The sequence below is a fragment of the Cupriavidus sp. 291-E7 genome, assembly GCF_057798835.1.
Genome location: NZ_JBYOJV010000001.1, coordinates 195183 through 211734 on the forward strand (window position 1 = coordinate 195183; position 16552 = coordinate 211734).

The 16552-nt window shown below is 65.4% G+C and carries 15 protein-coding genes and 1 tRNA gene; 5 read left to right on the forward strand and 11 right to left on the reverse strand.

Annotated elements, in window-relative coordinates; translation table 11 throughout:
• Nucleotides 1-58: 58 nt before the first annotated feature.
• Nucleotides 59-409, reverse strand: coding sequence for a four-helix bundle copper-binding protein (locus tag AC3FLX_RS00865; protein ID WP_488693110.1), 351 nt, complete (start codon nt 407-409; stop codon nt 59-61).
• Between the two features lie 231 nt (nt 410-640).
• Between AC3FLX_RS00865 and AC3FLX_RS00870 the strand changes: the two genes are divergently transcribed.
• Entirely contained in the window at nt 641-1012 is a 372-nt protein-coding gene (locus tag AC3FLX_RS00870; protein WP_488693111.1) for a hypothetical protein, read from the forward strand.
• 72 nt (nt 1013-1084) lie between these two features.
• Here the strand turns inward: AC3FLX_RS00870 and AC3FLX_RS00875 are convergent, their stop codons facing one another.
• The gene (locus AC3FLX_RS00875; protein ID WP_488693112.1) at nt 1085-3070 is read right to left on the reverse strand and encodes a sensor domain-containing diguanylate cyclase; all 1986 of its coding nucleotides are present in this window, start codon (nt 3068-3070) and stop codon (nt 1085-1087) included.
• Nucleotides 3071-3362: 292 nt separating this feature from the next.
• Here AC3FLX_RS00875 and AC3FLX_RS00880 point away from each other — a divergent pair, with 292 nt between their 5' ends.
• The gene (locus AC3FLX_RS00880) at nt 3363-5285 is read left to right on the forward strand and encodes a putative bifunctional diguanylate cyclase/phosphodiesterase (protein WP_488693113.1); all 1923 of its coding nucleotides are present in this window, start codon (nt 3363-3365) and stop codon (nt 5283-5285) included.
• A 179-nt stretch (nt 5286-5464) separates the two neighbouring features.
• The gene (locus AC3FLX_RS00885; protein ID WP_488693114.1) at nt 5465-5629 is read left to right on the forward strand and encodes a hypothetical protein; all 165 of its coding nucleotides are present in this window, start codon (nt 5465-5467) and stop codon (nt 5627-5629) included.
• 106 nt (nt 5630-5735) lie between these two features.
• On the opposite strand, the gene AC3FLX_RS00890 is transcribed toward AC3FLX_RS00885, so the two are convergent.
• The gene (locus tag AC3FLX_RS00890) at nt 5736-6065 is read right to left on the reverse strand and encodes a PadR family transcriptional regulator (RefSeq protein WP_488693115.1); all 330 of its coding nucleotides are present in this window, start codon (nt 6063-6065) and stop codon (nt 5736-5738) included.
• Nucleotides 6066-6601: 536 nt separating this feature from the next.
• Here AC3FLX_RS00890 and AC3FLX_RS00895 point away from each other — a divergent pair.
• The gene (locus AC3FLX_RS00895) at nt 6602-7513 is read left to right on the forward strand and encodes a DMT family transporter (protein WP_488693116.1); all 912 of its coding nucleotides are present in this window, start codon (nt 6602-6604) and stop codon (nt 7511-7513) included.
• 10 nt (nt 7514-7523) lie between these two features.
• Here the strand turns inward: AC3FLX_RS00895 and AC3FLX_RS00900 are convergent, their stop codons facing one another.
• On the reverse strand, nt 7524-7898 hold the full coding sequence (locus AC3FLX_RS00900; RefSeq protein ID WP_488693117.1) for a hypothetical protein: 375 nt from the start codon (nt 7896-7898) through the stop codon (nt 7524-7526).
• A gap of 119 nt (nt 7899-8017) precedes the next feature.
• Complete coding sequence (fur, locus tag AC3FLX_RS00905; RefSeq protein WP_488693118.1) at nt 8018-8479, reverse strand: ferric iron uptake transcriptional regulator; 462 nt, start codon at nt 8477-8479, stop codon at nt 8018-8020.
• Between the two features lie 509 nt (nt 8480-8988).
• On the opposite strand from fur, the gene AC3FLX_RS00910 reads away from it, so the two are divergent.
• Nucleotides 8989-9717 carry a 2OG-Fe(II) oxygenase gene (locus AC3FLX_RS00910; RefSeq protein WP_488693119.1) on the forward strand — a complete coding sequence of 243 codons (729 nt, stop codon included), beginning with the start codon at nt 8989-8991 and terminating at the stop codon, nt 9715-9717.
• Between the two features lie 111 nt (nt 9718-9828).
• On the opposite strand, the gene selD is transcribed toward AC3FLX_RS00910, so the two are convergent.
• The 6 genes from selD to fdhE form a co-directional block, all read right to left on the reverse strand.
• Nucleotides 9829-10911, reverse strand: a complete 1083-nt coding sequence (selD, locus tag AC3FLX_RS00915; protein WP_488693120.1) for a selenide, water dikinase SelD — start codon at nt 10909-10911, stop codon at nt 9829-9831.
• The gene (locus AC3FLX_RS00920) at nt 10911-12032 is read right to left on the reverse strand and encodes a transglutaminase-like domain-containing protein (protein ID WP_488693121.1); all 1122 of its coding nucleotides are present in this window, start codon (nt 12030-12032) and stop codon (nt 10911-10913) included. Before AC3FLX_RS00920 ends, selD begins: the two co-directional genes overlap by 1 nt.
• A gap of 106 nt (nt 12033-12138) precedes the next feature.
• A tRNA-Sec gene (locus AC3FLX_RS00925) sits at nt 12139-12234 on the reverse strand.
• Between the two features lie 16 nt (nt 12235-12250).
• Nucleotides 12251-14167 carry a selenocysteine-specific translation elongation factor gene (gene selB, locus AC3FLX_RS00930; RefSeq protein WP_488693122.1) on the reverse strand — a complete coding sequence of 639 codons (1917 nt, stop codon included), beginning with the start codon at nt 14165-14167 and terminating at the stop codon, nt 12251-12253.
• Complete coding sequence (gene selA, locus AC3FLX_RS00935; RefSeq protein ID WP_488693123.1) at nt 14164-15603, reverse strand: L-seryl-tRNA(Sec) selenium transferase; 1440 nt, start codon at nt 15601-15603, stop codon at nt 14164-14166. The genes selB and selA overlap by 4 nt, the downstream gene beginning before the upstream one ends.
• On the reverse strand, nt 15600-16541 hold the full coding sequence (fdhE, locus tag AC3FLX_RS00940; protein WP_488693672.1) for a formate dehydrogenase accessory protein FdhE: 942 nt from the start codon (nt 16539-16541) through the stop codon (nt 15600-15602). Before fdhE ends, selA begins: the two co-directional genes overlap by 4 nt.
• Nucleotides 16542-16552: the final 11 nt, after the last annotated feature.

The window sequence follows — 16552 nt, forward strand, 5'->3', positions numbered from 1 at the left end:
GGCATGTGCATGCGCACCACCGGCGGCGGTTGCCCGGTTTGCAATGCGGTTGTGGCGGTCAGGCAGTCATCTTCAGGCACATTTCCATGCAGGCGGCGCAGGCCTTGGCGCATTCCTGGCAGTGCCAGTGGTCATGCCGCTCGCATTCTTCCTTGCACCACTTGCAGACTTCCGCGCAGTCCTCGCAGACCAGCGGCGCAAACTCGCTATTGCGCAGCATGTAGGACGCAGCCAGATTGGCGATACCGGCGCAGTCCATGTCCAGAGCGATGCAACGGGTCATCTTGCGGGTGTCGGTCTCTTCCAGGCACGCTGCGGCACACTTGAGGCAGGCTGCCGCAGCGGCGTTGCATGCTGCGATACAGTCGGCGTAACGGCTGAAGTTTTCCTGCACGGTGGGTCGGATCATCGGTGTCCTCCTTAGGGGTAGGTGGTAGGCAACCGTTATCCACAATAGCAGGCGATGCGGCAGCATGCCGGGTGCGCGCCATTCACGGCTTTGCAGTCGGACTGTTCTACAATGGCCGCCTCTGCCCTTGAAGGATCGCGTCTCGCCAGAACAGACGAGATCGATATTTCGCTGACAAAGCGCGCAGAAGGCGGCAGTTAACAGAATCAGGCGGTTGGAAAGGACAGCATCATGGGTGAGGCAAAACGGCGGGGAACGCCAGAAGAGCGCGCGCAGCAGGCACGGGCGCGCGTGGATGCACTACGGCCCGCGCAGCTGGTCTGCGGATCGTGCAAAACCGCATTCACGAATTTCGATGCCATTCCGGCGCCGGGCCTGCACGGTATCGACGCTGTTTTCGGCGGCCAATGCCCGAACTGCGGCAACGACGTCGTGGTGTTCAAGGGCGAATCGAAGGCCGTGGCGGAAGCCATGCTTGCCTACGAAAGGATGATGGGCGAGAACGCCAAGCTCGGATATCAGTCCGCTGACGGCCGCCACGTGCCGTTCGACGCCGATGCCCCGCTGGCCTCGGACGCTTCCGACGAATCCACGAAACACTGACAACACCGTCTTCGTGGCACTGGCGGCTTTCAGCGCGGAAAGTCGCCAGCCAGCCTGGCCGCGCGGCGCGGGTCAGGCATCGACTTCCAGCAATTCCACCGGACCGATTTCGTATCGTCCGCGTCCCAGCGCCTTGGCGCGATACAGCAGCACGTCCGCCATGCGCATCAGCGCTTCGTCGCTCAGCGATGTGCCGCGATAGAGCGCAACGCCAATGCTGACATCCACGTCGGCCAGCACGCCGTCGAAATAGAATCCTCGCGCCACCGCTTCCAGAATGGCCTCGGCCACGCGCTGCGCCGCGCCCGGCGTGTCGATATCGGCCAGGATCACGGCGAATTCATCGCCGCCTAGCCGCGCGACGTGATCGTGCTTGCGCACGCAACGGCGCAGCCTCAGCGCGAAGGATTGCAGCAACTGGTCGCCCGTGGCGTGTCCGTGCATGTCATTGACGGCCTTGAAGCGGTCCATGTCCAGATAGAGCAGGGCCATCAGACGATTCTCGCCGCGGCTGAGCGACATGGAGTCGCGTAGCTGCGCTTCGAAGGCGCTGCGATTCTGCAACTGGGTCAGGTGATCGGTGCGAGACAGGTGGGACAGGCGCTGCGTCTCCAGCTTGCGTTGCGTGATGTCCTGCACGTGAATGTGCACGCCCACCACCTGCTTGCCGTCCTCGCTCCACTCTGGCCGATAGCTGGTTTCCATCCAGTGCAGATGCGGAAAGACGTACTCCCCTTCAAAGCTGACCACGCTCCCGGCCAATGCCCGCTGCAGATGCGGGCGGGCGCGCAGGTAGCGCTCCTCGCCCAGCAACTCGCGCACGGTCATGCCGCGGATCTGACCCACGGGCAGCCCGAATACTCGTTCATATGCGGCGTTGTTGAAGACGTAGCGCTCATCGTTGTCGATGAATGCCAGAAGCGACGGCAGGGTGTCGGTCACGGCACGCAGCCGTCGTTCGCTGCGCGCCAGTTGCTGGCCACGCTGGCGCACGTCCCGCATCAGGCGGATGAAAGCGCGCGTGACGTCGCCGATTTCGTCGCGCTGCGGTCGCTGGGGCAGTTGTTCGAAAGCATCCACGTCGCTCGTGCTGTCGCGCACCACCTGGTGCAGCCGCGAAAGCGGCGTCAGCAATCGGCGTACCGCCAGCCAGATCAGCAGGGCCACCACCACGAGCACGATGCCGGCCATCACCAGGAAACGCGATTGCATCTGCCGAAGCGGGGCGTAGGCCTCGCGCGCGGGCAGCACGGCAATCAGTTCCCAACCGGTCGTGGCCATCAGCCGCCGGGCGATGACCGGGCGTGCCGGCGTCAGGAATTCCAGCGTCGCCGCGCGGTTTTCGATGCCGCAGGTGTCGTTGGAGGACTTTGCTGGCTGGTGGGCGTGGGCCGGGTCCGCGTGCTGGACGTACACCGGAGAACCGCCGGCGGAAACCAGGCAGTAGAAGCCCGTGATGCCCAGCCGGCTGTGACCGATCTCGACCAGGAAGTTCGACTGCGCCAGGTTGAGCCAGCCGCCCACCAGGCCCAGGAACCTGCCCGACGCGGAGAGCACCGGCACCGCCACCAGCGCGCCCATCGACCCATCGGTGCGGGAGCGCAGCGGGGCGGCCACCACTGCATTGTGGGTGCGGGCCGCTTCCATGAAGTAGGCGCGGTCGCTGACGTCCGCGGGCGCCCCGCCCATCGTCAATACGGTGCCGCTGGCGTCCGCGATCATCACGGCGTCGAAAGCGGCCGGCACGGGGATGGCCCGGTCGATCATTGCGAGCAGGCGCTGGCGCAAGGTGTCGCGCTGCGTGCTGGAGGCGCTGTCGAGCAGCCCGGCAAGCTGGGGCGCCAAATGCGTCAGCATCACGATGCGGTCTTCCATCGCGGTGTCGAGCAGTTCCGTCGACATCTTGACGATGGAGTCCTGCTGATTCTGCAGCACATCTTCAAGATCGCGGTGCGCGTAGTAGAGCGAGCCGAGCACAATGCCGCCGCCCAGCACGGCGGCTAAAGCCGTGGTGATCAGGGCGATACGCGCCTTGAGCGAGGGCAGTAATCGAGGCATGCGTTTCAGGGACGTTTCCGGCGCGTAGGTTGTAGCGCCTGGGTGGCCTGTGGACGCCGGGACTTGCGTTGTGCAAAGCGGACGTCAAGGCATGCGCAAGGTATCACGACTCACCCGTTTGAGGCAGCCCGGACTACCCGGACTCGACGCGCACGGCACGCGCGGCGCATGTGTTGGCCGAGGCACTGTGCGGGCGTAGGACGGCAGGTTATAGTGCGGCGGTCATGTCGGGAATGTATCCCCGAGGACGCACTGGCCATCCTGGCCCAGCGATTTACCCCTGAACCCATCCATGACCACGTTTTCGCCGCCCTCGATCCAGTTGTCGCTGCTGCTTGCCGCAGCGGGGCTGGCGGTGGTGTGGCTGCTGTTCGCCCGGGCCAATGCCCGGCGAAACACCCGCAGGCAGGCGCGCAGCGCCGAGGCCGCAGGACTGCGCGCCAGCCTGGCACTCGCCGAACAGAATGCGGCCACGGCCAGCCTGCGCTACGCGCGCCTGCTCGACCATGCGCCGTTCTGCGTCATCACATTCGATGGCGGCGGCATGATCACCGGCATCAACCGCGCCGGCCAGCGCATGCTCTGGTATTCGGAAGCCGAACTGGTGGGGCGCATGCCATATGTGGCCCTGCACGATGCCGACGAAGTGACCGCGCATGCGCGCGAGTTATCGAACGATATGGGCGAACCGGTTGCGGCCGGACTCCCGGCGCTGGTGGCCAAGCCCCGGCTCGATGTACCGGACGGCCGCGAATGGACCTACCTGCGCAAGGGCGGGTCGCGGCTGCCGGTGCACCTGACGGTGACGGCCGTCAGCGACGGTGTTGCCGAGAATGGTTTTCTGGCGATCGCGCATGACCTGACCGAGCGCCGGCGCGTCGACGAGTACATCCGTCATCTGGCCCAGCATGATTCGCTGACCGGGCTGCCCAATCGCACGGCGCTCCACACGCGCACGGAAGCGGTACTGGCCGACGCGCGCCGGCACGGGCATCGCGTGGCCTTGCTGCTGCTGGACCTCGATCACTTCAAGCACATCAACGAAACGCTCGGCCATCCGGTGGGCGACGACGTGTTGCGAACCATCGCGGACCGCATTCGCGGCGCCGTGCGGCCGCGCGATGTGGTGGCGCGCATGGGCGGCGACGAGTTTGCCGTGGTGCTGGGTGGGCTGCAGCATGACAGTGAAGCGGAACTCGCCGCGGCAAAGATACTGGCGCGTGTTTCCGAGGAGATGCAGTTGGCCGGCCAGTTGTTGCGCGTGACGCCGTCGCTGGGCATGGCCGTCTATCCGGACGATGGCGATACGCTGACCAACCTGATGAAGTCGGCCGATTCGGCCATGTATGCGGCCAAGCAGGACGGGCGCGCGCAACTGCGCCGCTTTGCTACCGAAATGGCGCAGGCATCGTTGGCTCGCTTCACGATCGAGGCGCTGCTGCGCCGCGCGTTGGCCGAGCAGGAATTCCGGCTGCGCTACCAGCCCATCATCGATGTGGCCACGCTGGCGGTGGTTGGCGTGGAAGCGTTGATCGCCTGGGAAACCCCCGAGCGCGGCCAGATGCAGCCATCGGAGTTCATTCCCATCGCCGAGCAGTGCGGGCTGATTGGTGCGCTCGGTGAATGGACGCTGGCGACGGCCTGCCGCGAAATCCAGGCGATGCGCCAGGAGCTGGGGTTGGACATCGACGTGGCCGTCAACATTTCGCCGCTGCAACTGCGCCAGGCGAATTTTCCGGAAACCGTGGCGCGCTGCCTGCAGGCGGCGCAACTGCCGGCCTGCAACCTGACCGTCGAAGTGACCGAAGGCATCCTGGTCGATGGCGGCGAAAAGACGATCGAAACGTTCCGCCGCGTGCGCCAGCTTGGCGTGGGTGTGTCGATCGACGATTTCGGTACCGGATACTCGGGGCTTGGATACCTGACCCGTTTGCCGATCAGCAAACTCAAGATCGACAAGTCATTCGTCAAGGATCTGGCCATGCCGGGCCACGACCGCGCCGTGGCGGCGGCCATCATCGCGCTGGGCCACCAACTGCACCTGCAGGTGGTGGCGGAGGGCGTGGAATCGAAAGCCCAGTTCGATTTTCTGCGCGGCGAAGGCTGCGATGCGGTGCAGGGCTACCTGTTCTGCCAGCCCGTGAAGCCCGATGCGCTGCGCCAGATTCTGCTGGGCGGAAAGGGCTTTGCAGAAGGATTTGCCGACGCTGCGTGAAGTTTCCGTGTCAGCGTCATCGGCCTTGTCACATAGCACGTTCAATCTGCACGCTTGCGACCTAAAGTGCGTTCAGCTCTGCGCATCGCGGGACGTAAAAGCGCGAATAATCTTTTCCATGGGCGGATGGCGAACATAGCCGGAACACGACGGCTCGCCATCCATGCGGAGGGGTCTCCATGATGAGAAAAATGCTGGGCAGGCTGAGTGCTATCTGGGTCGTACTGAAAGGCGCGGCGCCGCAAGGCGTTCATATCGAACGCTTCGAGATGCAGCGCATGGCGCCGTCGCAGCGCCGCCATCTGTGGCTGTCCTTTGTCTGCTGCGTGGCACTGCTCGGTTAGCACGCAGAAACGGGTACGCCCGGGCAAGAAAAGATAAAAGAAAACCCGGCTGACGCACTTGCGTGCAGCCGGGTTCTCGGGAGCGGGGGCGCTCAGTGATTCGTGGTCAGGTCTTGCTGGCGATAGGCAGCGGCTCGGGCTCGCCCGTGGGATTGTGCAGGCGCCTGTAGAGGTCGTCGATCCGCGAGCGGCTGTTGGCCAGTTCTTCGCGGCCCTGCTCGGTAAGCAGGTAGACGCGCCCGATACCGTCGCGCAGGACGCTTTCCAGGTAGCCCTCCATCTGCAACGCGCGCAGCAGGGGTCGTACGGTGCCGATGTCTACCTGGAATCCATATTCCATGAGCATTTCTGCAAGCATGGCCACGGTGGCGGGCACCTCCATGGCGAATTGCATGACGTAGACGCGGGCTAGCAAGCCGAGGAACTGTCGTTTCATGTGGCAGGCAACGCGAAACCGGGGTCGGCGGTTGACGCAGGAATGCAACGTGCGCGCAACGCCCCATCCCCTACACGCTGCGCAGTCGTTACGATACGTGTTTTTCCGACGCTAGAAAAAAAGAAGCCGCCAGGATGAACTGGCGGCTTGTCGGGAATGCGTCGGAGGGGTCAATTAACTCTGGCGCAGGGCAGATTTTAATGGAACTGAATACGCGATGTCACGCGCTGTGGTAAGTACCCCTACCTCGGGGGGGTAAACCTGTAAGGCACCCGAAAGCGATCTTGCTGCGTAAATGCAACAAACGTGGCTTTTGCCCTGTTTTTGGGCGAGATTCGTGGATTTATCGTCGCCTGGACCTGGCCGGTTTTTTTGGGCGCATGTCCGGTTCCAGCGCGCCAGGCGTCTGGATTTGCGATCAAATGGATGCAACCGATCGCCCATGCATCCCCCGGCGGCCGACCCAAGTGGCGTTTTTGTCGCATTGCAGCAACGGTCTGCCCTATGTGAGTCTGATTTTTGCCTCGACTGAACCAATGAAACCCGCCGACCTGTTTCGCCTGCTGCTGCTTTCCGCCATCTGGGGCGCCAGCTTTCTGTTCATCCGTATCGCGGCGCCGGTGCTTGGCCCGCTGCCTACCGCTTTCTTTCGTGTGCTGATCGGCGCCGTGACGCTGGCAGCGTGCCTGCCCATGCTTGGCGTGAAGTGGGACATGAAAGGCAAATGGCCGGCCGTTGTGATGCTCGGCATCATCAATTCGGGGATACCTTTCGTGATGTACTCGATCGCCGCGCTATGGCTGCCGGCAGGGTACTCGGCGATTTTCAACGCCATGACGCCGTTGATGGGCGTGGTCATCGGCACACTGTTCTTTGCCGAGAAGCTGACGCGCGCCAAGGCGGCGGGGGTGTTGATGGGTTTGGCGGGCGTGGCGGTGCTGACGCGCACGGGGCCGGTAGTGTTTTCGCACGATGTGCTGCTGGGTGCGCTGGCCTGTCTGGTGGCAACGTCCTGCTACGGTCTGGCCGGTTTTCTGACGCGGCGCTGGATTACCGCGCAGGGCGGCCTCGATAGCCGGCTCGTTGCCGGCGGCAGTCTGATCGGCGCCACGCTGTTCCTGCTGCCGTTCAGCGCGGTGGCGCTGATCCGTGAGAACACGCTGCCCGCGGCCGGCATGGGCGTCTGGGCGTCCATGCTTGGGCTGGGCATGTTCTGTACGGCCATTGCCTATGTGCTGTATTTCAAGCTGATCGCCAACCTCGGCCCGGTGCGTTCGCTCACGGTGACCTTCCTGATTCCGCCGTTCGGCATTGTCTGGGGCTGGATGTTCCTGGGCGAAACGCTGTCCTGGGCGCACGCCGGCGGCATGCTGTTGATCGGCGTGGCGGTGTGGCTGGTGTTGCGGCCGGCCGCGCCGGCGCCAGCGCCGGCAGTGGCCCGGTCATGATGGGTAGGGATTAGCGGCGATAGTAGCCGCGGTCGTATCCGCGATCGTGGTCGTCGTGGCGGTGCCAGGCGTGGTACTCGCGGCGGTCGTACCAGCGGCGGCCGTCCCAGTAGCGCTCGCCATGCCAGCCGATGACCACTGCCGGCGCGGGCGCGACGATTACAGGCGGGGCCGGGCGGTAGACCACGGGCGGCGGCGGGGGCGGCGCGACATAGACCGGTTGGGGCTGTACGTAGACCGGGGCCGGAGCCACGATGACCGGGGCTGGCGCAACCGGCACGCCGAGATTCACGTCGACATCGACGCGCGCCATGACGGCGGTGGAAGTAGCCAGCGCGGCGGCGCCGGCAATGAACAGGGAAAGATAGAGGGGGCGCTTGCTCATGGTATTCACCAGTGGGTGAGATGCTATGGCTCCACTCTACCGATCTGGCGTATTACCGTTTGCACGCCTTTGTAACGGCACTTGGTGTTTCTGTAAGAAACCTCGGCGCTACTTGCTGGCTATTTGTGAAAGACGTTAGCGGCGCTTTCGACGCCTGATTCCTGGCAAGCGGGGCAGAGGCCATACAGCACCAGCATGTGCTCGCGGAGCACAAAGTCGTTCTGGGCGGCCACCTGTCTTTGCCGCAGCTCGATGCCTTCGTCCTTGAACTCCTCGACCAGACCGCAGCTCACGCAGATCAGGTGGTCATGATGGCCGCCCTCGTTGAGTTCGAAGACCGCGTGGTCCGACTCAAAACTGTGGCGCAGCAGGATATTGGCCTGCACAAGCTGGTTCAGCACCCGATAGACCGTGGACAGGCCCGCGTCGATATCGAGTTCGAGCAGGATTCGGTAGACGTCTTCCGCGCTCAGGTGTCGACGATCGCTGTTGCGAAACGCTTCCAGCACGTACATGCGTGGCGACGTGGCCTTCAGGCCAGCGCGCTTGAGAGGGACGGCATCGGAGTTCACGGTAGGCATAGTCGTGCGGCAGCTCACGCCCGATACGGGCGTCGGGTTAAAACTCCAGGCGGTGGGTCCGGGCGGGGCGCGAAAGCCGGCGCGCTTGGCCGGCCACCACCGCCGGAACGTGGCGGAAGCAGGCGGGAAGCGTCTGGGAGACCCGCGATTCTTCGCGGTATCGCCCAGGACGGCGCGCTGTGCCTGCATGGCGCGCGGAATAAAAAGGTGGCCTGGCTTGCTGCAGGATGACGCGATCGGGAAAACGGGGTCTGGATGTTTTCCCGATCTTCCTGCAGCTGGCTACTACCAAACGCTCCGTGTTTCGGAGCGGTCCCCACAAAAGACGGTATTGGGCGCCGTATCGGCCGATGCCGGTTCAGCATCGTTTTGCTACCACGCCCTGCAATCTGTATCTGTTCCTGTCCGGTGTCGGCAGTGCCGTGCGTCAGACAGTGGTTGGATAGTAAATGGGAATCGATCTCATTTCAAGGAATATTTTTGTCCGGAGTAGCGGAAGGGAATTGGTCATGACGACGCAAGCAAAGCCAATGTCCGTGGGGCGGCAGGTGGATGCGCTCGACTGGGGCGCCATCGGGCGCGGTCTCGATGATTTCGGCTGCGCGGTCATCCCCGCGCTGGCCACGCCGCCCACATGCGACACGCTCGCCGCCCTCTACCGGCGCGACGAGCGGTTCAGGTCGCGCGTGGAGATGCAGCGGCATGGGTTTGGCCGTGGCGAGTACAAATACTTCGCCTACCCGTTGCCGGAGGTCGTGGAGGCATTGCGCACTTCCTTATATCCGCACCTCGCGCCCATCGCCAATCGCTGGAATGCGTCGATGGGCATCGATACCGTCTATCCGTCCGCGCATGCCGACTACCTGGCGCGCTGCCACGCCGCCGGCCAGTTGCGACCCACGCCCCTGCTGCTCCAGTACGTGGCCGGCGACTACAACTGCCTGCATCAGGATCTCTACGGCGAGCATGTCTTTCCGCTGCAGGTGGCCATTCTGCTTTCGGAACCGGGGCAGGACTTTACCGGCGGAGAGTTCGTGATGACCGAGCAGCGGCCACGTATGCAGTCGCGCGCGGAAGTGGTATCGCTGCGCAAGGGCGACGCCGTGGTGTTCGCTGTGAGCCAGCGGCCGGTGCAAGGCACACGCGGTACCTATCGGGTCAATCTGCGGCATGGCGTCAGCCGTCTTCACACGGGGCAGCGCCAGACACTCGGCATCATTTTCCACGACGCTACTTGATGCGCCGTGACGGCATGGCGCGATGGTTTATATCACGACGTGATGTAAAGACTTCAATCGAACTCCGGCAGTCCGCCGACGCCTATGCATAGCGCCGCGGACAGCGGAGCCTCACTCGGTCACGCGCACACCTGCCGCACCCTTCTTCATTTCTCCAATCACGGCGGCGTGCCCAAATCTCTCGCGCCGGAACACCCCCATCACCGCATCGACAGCGTCCGGCGCACAAGCCACCAGCAATCCTCCGCTGGTTTGCGGATCGGTCAGCAGCGCCTGCTGCACGTGCGAGACACCGGAATCGAGCGTGACTTCGTGCCCGTAGCTTGCCCAGTTGCGCCGCGACGCGCCGGTGACGGCGCCGCTCTCGGCCAGCGCGGCGACGCCCGGCAGCAGCGGAACCCGGGACATCTCGATCGTGGCGCCAAGCCCGCTGCCACGGCATACCTCCAGCAGATGGCCCAGCAGGCCAAATCCGGTCACGTCCGTCAGCGCATGCACGCCATCCAGCTCGCCGAGCGCCTTGCCGGCGGTGTTGAGCTGCGTGGTACTGGCGATCATCTGCCGGTAGCCGTAGTCATCGAGCAGGTCCTTCTTGATGGCGGCCGAATACACGCCAACGCCAAGCGGCTTGCCCAGAATCAGCACGTCGCCTGCTTGCGCGTCTCGATTGCGGCGGATGCGGTCGGGGTGCACCAGGCCCATGACCACCAGCCCGTAGATGGGCTCCACAGAATCGATCGAGTGACCACCCGCAACCGGAATCCCGGCTTCGGCGCAAACCGCCTCGCCGCCCTCAAGGATCTTGCCGATGGTTTCGGGCGACAGCTTGTCGATTGGCATGCCAACCAGCGCCAGCGCCATGATCGGCGTGCCGCCCATCGCGTAGACATCGGAGATTGCGTTGGTGGCGGCGATGCGCCCGAAGTCGTAGGGATCGTCGACCACGGGCATGAAGAAATCCGTGGTGGCGATCAGCGCCTGCGTATCGTTGATCCGGTAGACCGCGGCGTCGTCGCTGGTTTCGATACCGACGAGCAGCGCCGGTGGCGCCGGAAAATGGCGCGTATTGCGCAGGATGTCACTCAGCACGCCGGGCGCGATCTTGCATCCGCAACCGCCCCCGTGCGCCAGCGATGTCAGCCGGGCTTCGCCTTCGCGATCCCCGCGTGCATCGCCTTGTATTGGTTCTGTCATTACGCCACCCTTCGCGATGTCATGCGATAACCGAAAGCCGCCGGGTCCAGGCTGTCCAGCGTGCCCGCCACGGTCTTGCCCTGCGGGTACATCAGGAATGGCACCGGTGCCAGGCTGCTGCCGGGCAGGCGCACGTCATGCCCGTGGTTATAGGCCACCCAGTTGCCTTCCCACGCACCAAACAGCATCGCGCGCGCTGCCCGGACCTTGGCGTCGGTCATGGGCAGACCTCCCGGCACTTCTTCGAGCGCAACCTTGCGCACATCGCCGGGATCGGCCGGAATCCATCCATAGCCCGCGGCATAGAACTCGGAACGGCAGTGCTGGGCCTTGGAAATATCCCCGGCCTTGCCGAGCGCCCGGAAGCCGAGCTTCGAATCGTCGACGCGGACGCCGTATGCGTCGCGCGCCGGAATGCCCACCGAGCGTGCCAACGCGACGAACAGCCCGTTGATGTCCGCGCACTTGCCGTTCATGACGCCACCGGTCTTCAGCATCGTCACCACGTCCCCGGTGCCGCAGCCGCGCACGCTGGCGTCGCGGCAGGTATGGTCGACCACCCACTGGTAGATTGCCTGCGCCTTCGTCATGTCGTCGGTCATGCCGGCGGTGATGGCCAGCGCCGTCTTGCGCACGATGCCGTCCGTGGGCATCAGTTCGGTAGGCCGCTGGTATTCGCGTAGGGTGGCCGCCGATTCCGCGCCGGCACCGCGCGCCGGCGCCGCACCAAGATCGACATCCCGGTCGCGTAGCGCGACGGTGCTCGTCAGCCGGCCCGAGAGCGGAGCGCCGTGGGTCGTGGTGGGCCAGTCGATGACCAGCATGCTCACGCCATAACGGCTCGCGCGCGCGACACGCGCCTGGGCGCCCGGTGTGATCCAGTCGTTGGAAACGGTGCGTTGGTAGTCGCCGAGTTGCGAGGCCGTGAGGGGTAGCCAGACCGTAGCCGGCGCCGAAGTGGCTGGCAGATTGACTTCAGTGGTGAGTTCGTAGACCCGCCAGCCCGCCGATGCCGGGAATGCGTCCGGCGAGGCCGTTGCGGAAAACGCCGGGGCGATACCCGTGGCGCCAATGGAAACCGGTACTGCGGCGCCCAGCCGCAGGAATGCGCGTCTGTCCATGATGTGAATTCCTCTGGATGAGAAGTTCGAGACTCGAAACATGCCCAACCGCTGCCATTGGATGGTAGGTCAGCCGGCCGCGAAGCGGAAACCGAAAAAAGGAGGATGGCGGAAAGCAGCAGGAGTCGAACCTACCTGGGAACGTCTGGCGCCCCCAACCGGGTTTGAAGCCCGGCCGCATCACCGGATACGGATGCCTTCCCTGGACTTCTATGCTTCTATGACGGTGCCGCCACGGCCAGCGGACGCCATTCGCTATCGGGCCGCAACATGCGCGCATTCGCCACGCGGCGAGTGTATCCCGCGCGATCGAAGAACTCCAGAATGTGGATTGTGCGTTTCCGCCCCAATCCCACCGCATCCCGGAACCCGATCACGTCGACGCGGCCGTGCGCGGCGGCCATCGTGCCGAACAGTTTGGCCAGCGTCTCGATGGACGCCTCCGCGTAAAACAGGTCGCGTACCACCTGGTGCACCGTGCCCTGCCGGGCCAGCTTGCGCAGCACCTGTCGCACCTGTTCTTCGGGAGCGTTGAGCGCGACGGCGTGCTCGCGCACCCACGGCGGATCGAAGCCACCCTCGGCCACGCGCGGCAACAGCCGCGCCGTCAGCGCCTGCTCGGCGTCCGTGAACGTGATGGCATGGCCCGGCAAGCGAAGCCAGCCGCCGTGCCGTTCCACCAGATGCAACCGCAGCAGCGTGTCGAGCAGGGCGGACCAGAGCGCGTTAGGAATCGGCGTCCCGGCAAAGGCCACGCGGCGCAGCGAGCCGGCGCCCAGGCCCGGTTCGTCGGGCATCCGTTCGTGAAAGCCGGTCAGGGTCTCCAGCACGCGGGTCCGCAGGGCGTCGAGATATCGGGACAGGATCAGGGCGTCGCCCACGCGCTCCACATCGGCGGGCAGCGACGCGGCATCGACGGCGAGGCCCGTCAGTTGCGCGAAGCGCGCCTCGCTTACGCCATGCGGCGCGTGCTCCAGCAGCGGCAGCATGCCGCCGCCTTCGAGCATGCGTTCCACGGCCTGCAGCCAGGCCAGTCGTGCAGCGGCGCGCCGATGCCGCTCGGGGGCGACGTTGTCGAGCACCACGCCGCCACCCACGGTATGCGTGGCCTGTGCGTTGCGGACGATGATGCGATCACCGGCCAGCGCGACGACCGGTGCGGCGAACACCAACTGGGCCAGCGCCGTGCCGCCCGCTTCCAGCGATTCGGCATCGAGCAGTACCACGTTGGCAACGCGATGCGAGGCCCCCAGATGTACGTGCACGGGCGTCCAGTGCCCGATCCGCAGACCCGCATCCGGCTGCAGCGTCAGGCGGACATCGATGCGCGTGACGGGCGTCATCAGCGCGGGATCGACAATCCAGTCGCCGCGCCGGATATCGTCCTTGTCCACACCCACGAGGTTGAGCGCGCAACGTTGGCCCGCGACGCCGGCTTCCGAAGGGCGGTTCTGCGCGTGGATGCTGCGCACGCGCGCGGGCAGGCCCGACGGCGCTACCTGCATCACATCGCCCACCGCCACGCGGCCGTTGAACACGGTGCCGGTGACGACGGTGCCGTGCCCGGCCAGCGTGAACACGCGATCCACGGCGAGCCGGAACAGCCCGTCGCTGCGATGGGCGGGCATGTGTTGCGCGGCGTCCTGCAGCCATGTACGCAGATGCGTCACGCCGGTGTCGTCCGCATTGGTGGCGTTCAGTGCAAAGACTTCCGCGCCCGCATAGGGCGTGTCCGCCAGCAGCGCATCGATCTCGCCGCGCACATTGGCCAGCTGCGCGGCATCGGCATGATCGGCCTTCGTCAACGCCACCACGGCGCGTGGAACACCAAGACGCTCGACGATGGCGAGGTGCTCGCGCGTCTGCGGCATGACGCCGTCGTCAGCGGCCACCACCAGCAAGGCGAGATCGATGCCGCTGGCGCCGGCGGCCATCGTATGAATCAGGCGTTCATGTCCCGGCACGTCGATGTAGCCAAGTACATCGCCATCGGGCAGGGGCGTGTAGGCATAGCCGAGTTCAATTGAAATGCCGCGCGCTTTCTCTTCCTTGAGCCGGTCGGTATCGACGCCGGTCAGCGCGCGCACCAGCGTGGTCTTGCCGTGGTCGATATGTCCGGCCGTGCCGACGATCATGGGCGCAAGGCCTCCGCCAGCGATGGCAACTGGCCGATGAATTCGGCTTCGTCGGCGGCCTCAAGACAACGCAGATCGAGCCAGAGCACATCTTCACGGATGCGGCCAATCACGGGACGAGGCAGCGCGCGCAGCGCGGCTTCAAGCTGCTGCAAGCGGCGGCCGGCCTGCTTGCCGGCGGCGCGCGGACCAATCGCCAGTCCGTAGCTGGCGAGCTGCCCGCCGGGCATCGCGCCGCTGCCGATCTGGCTGACCATCGGCACGACGGACGTCTGCCAGCCATCGCCAAGCACCGCCTGCAACGGCGAAAGCAGCCGGTTGGCCAACGCGGAAAGCTCAGAGGCGGGCCGCGTCAGCAGACGCAACGTCGGTAGCGACCGCGCCAGCGTGTCCGGATCGCGATAAAGCTGAAGCACCGGCTCCAGGGCCGCCAGTGTGAGCTTACCCACGCGCAATGCGCGCTTGAGCGGGTTCTTCTTGATTCTGGCGATCAGGTCCGCACGGCCCACGATCAGGCCAGCTTGCGGGCCGCCCAGCAGTTTGTCGCCGCTGAATGTCACCAGGTCCGCGCCGGCTGCGATGGTTTCTCGCACCGTGGTTTCTTCCGGCAGACCCCACCGCGTGAGATCGCATAGCGTGCCGCTGCCGAGGTCGACCACGACGGGCAGGCCATGCGGCTGTGCGATGCGCACCACCTCGGCCACGTCCACGCTGTGCGTGAAACCGGTGATCTCGTAGTTGCTGCAATGCACCTTCATCAGCAGCGCGGTGCGTGCGCCGATGGCGCCCGCATAGTCGTGCGGATGGGTGCGGTTGGTCGTGCCGATTTCCACGAGCTTGACGCCCGCGCGCTGCATGACGTCCGGAATCCGGAAGGCGCCGCCGATCTCCACCAGCTCGCCGCGCGACACCACCACTTCGCGCCGCTGCGCGAGTGTGTTGAGCATCAGCAACACCGCCGCCGCGTTGTTGTTGACCACGGTGGCGGCCTCGGCGCCGGTCAGTTCGCAAAGCAGGTCGTCGATCAGGTCGTCCCGGTCGCCACGGCCGCCTGTGTCGAGATCGAATTCGAGATTGGCCGGCGAGGTCATCGCGCGCACGACGGCCTGCACCGCGTTATCCGGCAGCAGCGCTCGCCCCAGATTGGTATGCAGCACCGTGCCGGTCAGGTTGAAGACGGCACGCAGGCGCGGCTGGCTGTCGCGCGCCAGTTGGGCGGCCAGTGCTTCGCACAGGGCGGTGTCGCCGATTGCATGGCGCGTGAGCTGGCCCGCGACGGCTTGCGCGCGCAATGTGTCCAGCAGGCGCCGCACCGCCGTGGTTGCCGCTGCGCGGCCGTATTGGTCCAGCAGGGGCTGCACGCCCGGCAGCCGCAGCAAGCGGTCGACCGACGGGATGTCCGCTGGCTGTGCAGGCATCGACACGCTGTCGTTCATACCGGCGCCTCCCGCTCCGCGCCATCGCCCTCGGCTTCTTCATCGTCCGCCAGCCATAGCAACGGATTGCCGTTGGCACGCCCGTAGCCAGCCTCGCCCATCATCACGTCGAGCGCGAGCGAACCCAGGTCGTCGGCCAGCGGCTCGGCCATCGGGTCCTTTTCCATGTAGCTGATCTTGCGGTAGTGATGGCACTGGTCGCAGGCTTCCGCCTTGAGCGCGTCGCCGTGGCCTTCCACCGCGTAGTAGCTGATGCCTTCGGTGGTTTCGCAATGACTGCATTTGACGCGGACCATGTGCCACTCCGTCGCGCACAAGCCGCAGTGCAGATAGCGCAGGCCCTGGTAGCGTCCGCCGATGCGCACGATGCTGGCCACCGGTGGTGTGCCGCAGACCGGGCAAACGGTATGCACGTCGAGCATCGGGATGTCCTGCTCGCGCAACTGGCTGGCCAGCACGGTACGGTCCAGTTGCAGGGCCGCCATCAGCAGCGGCGCAACGCTCGGGTCCACGGGGGCATCGTGCAGGCCCAGCAATGCGCGCATCTGGGCGGCCAGTGCTTCCGGCGGCATTGCGCGTAACGCGGCCAGCGGCGCGGCGAGTTCGGGTGTGGAGGCCAGTTGATCGAACAATGCCGGCGCGGAAAGCGGCACACCCGCATCCTGCGCGGGCAGCAGCGGCATGCAGTGCTCGCCGGCACGCGCGATGACTTCCGGTGAGATCGTGGGAATGTCGAGATTGCGGGCCACCGCGTGCTGCGCATCGGCAACCGTGGCCATCAGCAGCAGGTATGGGCCGATGGGATTCGAAGGTGCCAGCTGGCGCAGGCGTTGCGCCCGCGCGCTGAACACGTCCGAGCGGTCCGGCAGACGCAGACGCGCGATCGCGATGTGGTCGATCGATTCGATCTCCGCCGGCTCCAGAATGCGCTGCACCATCGTGTCGTCAT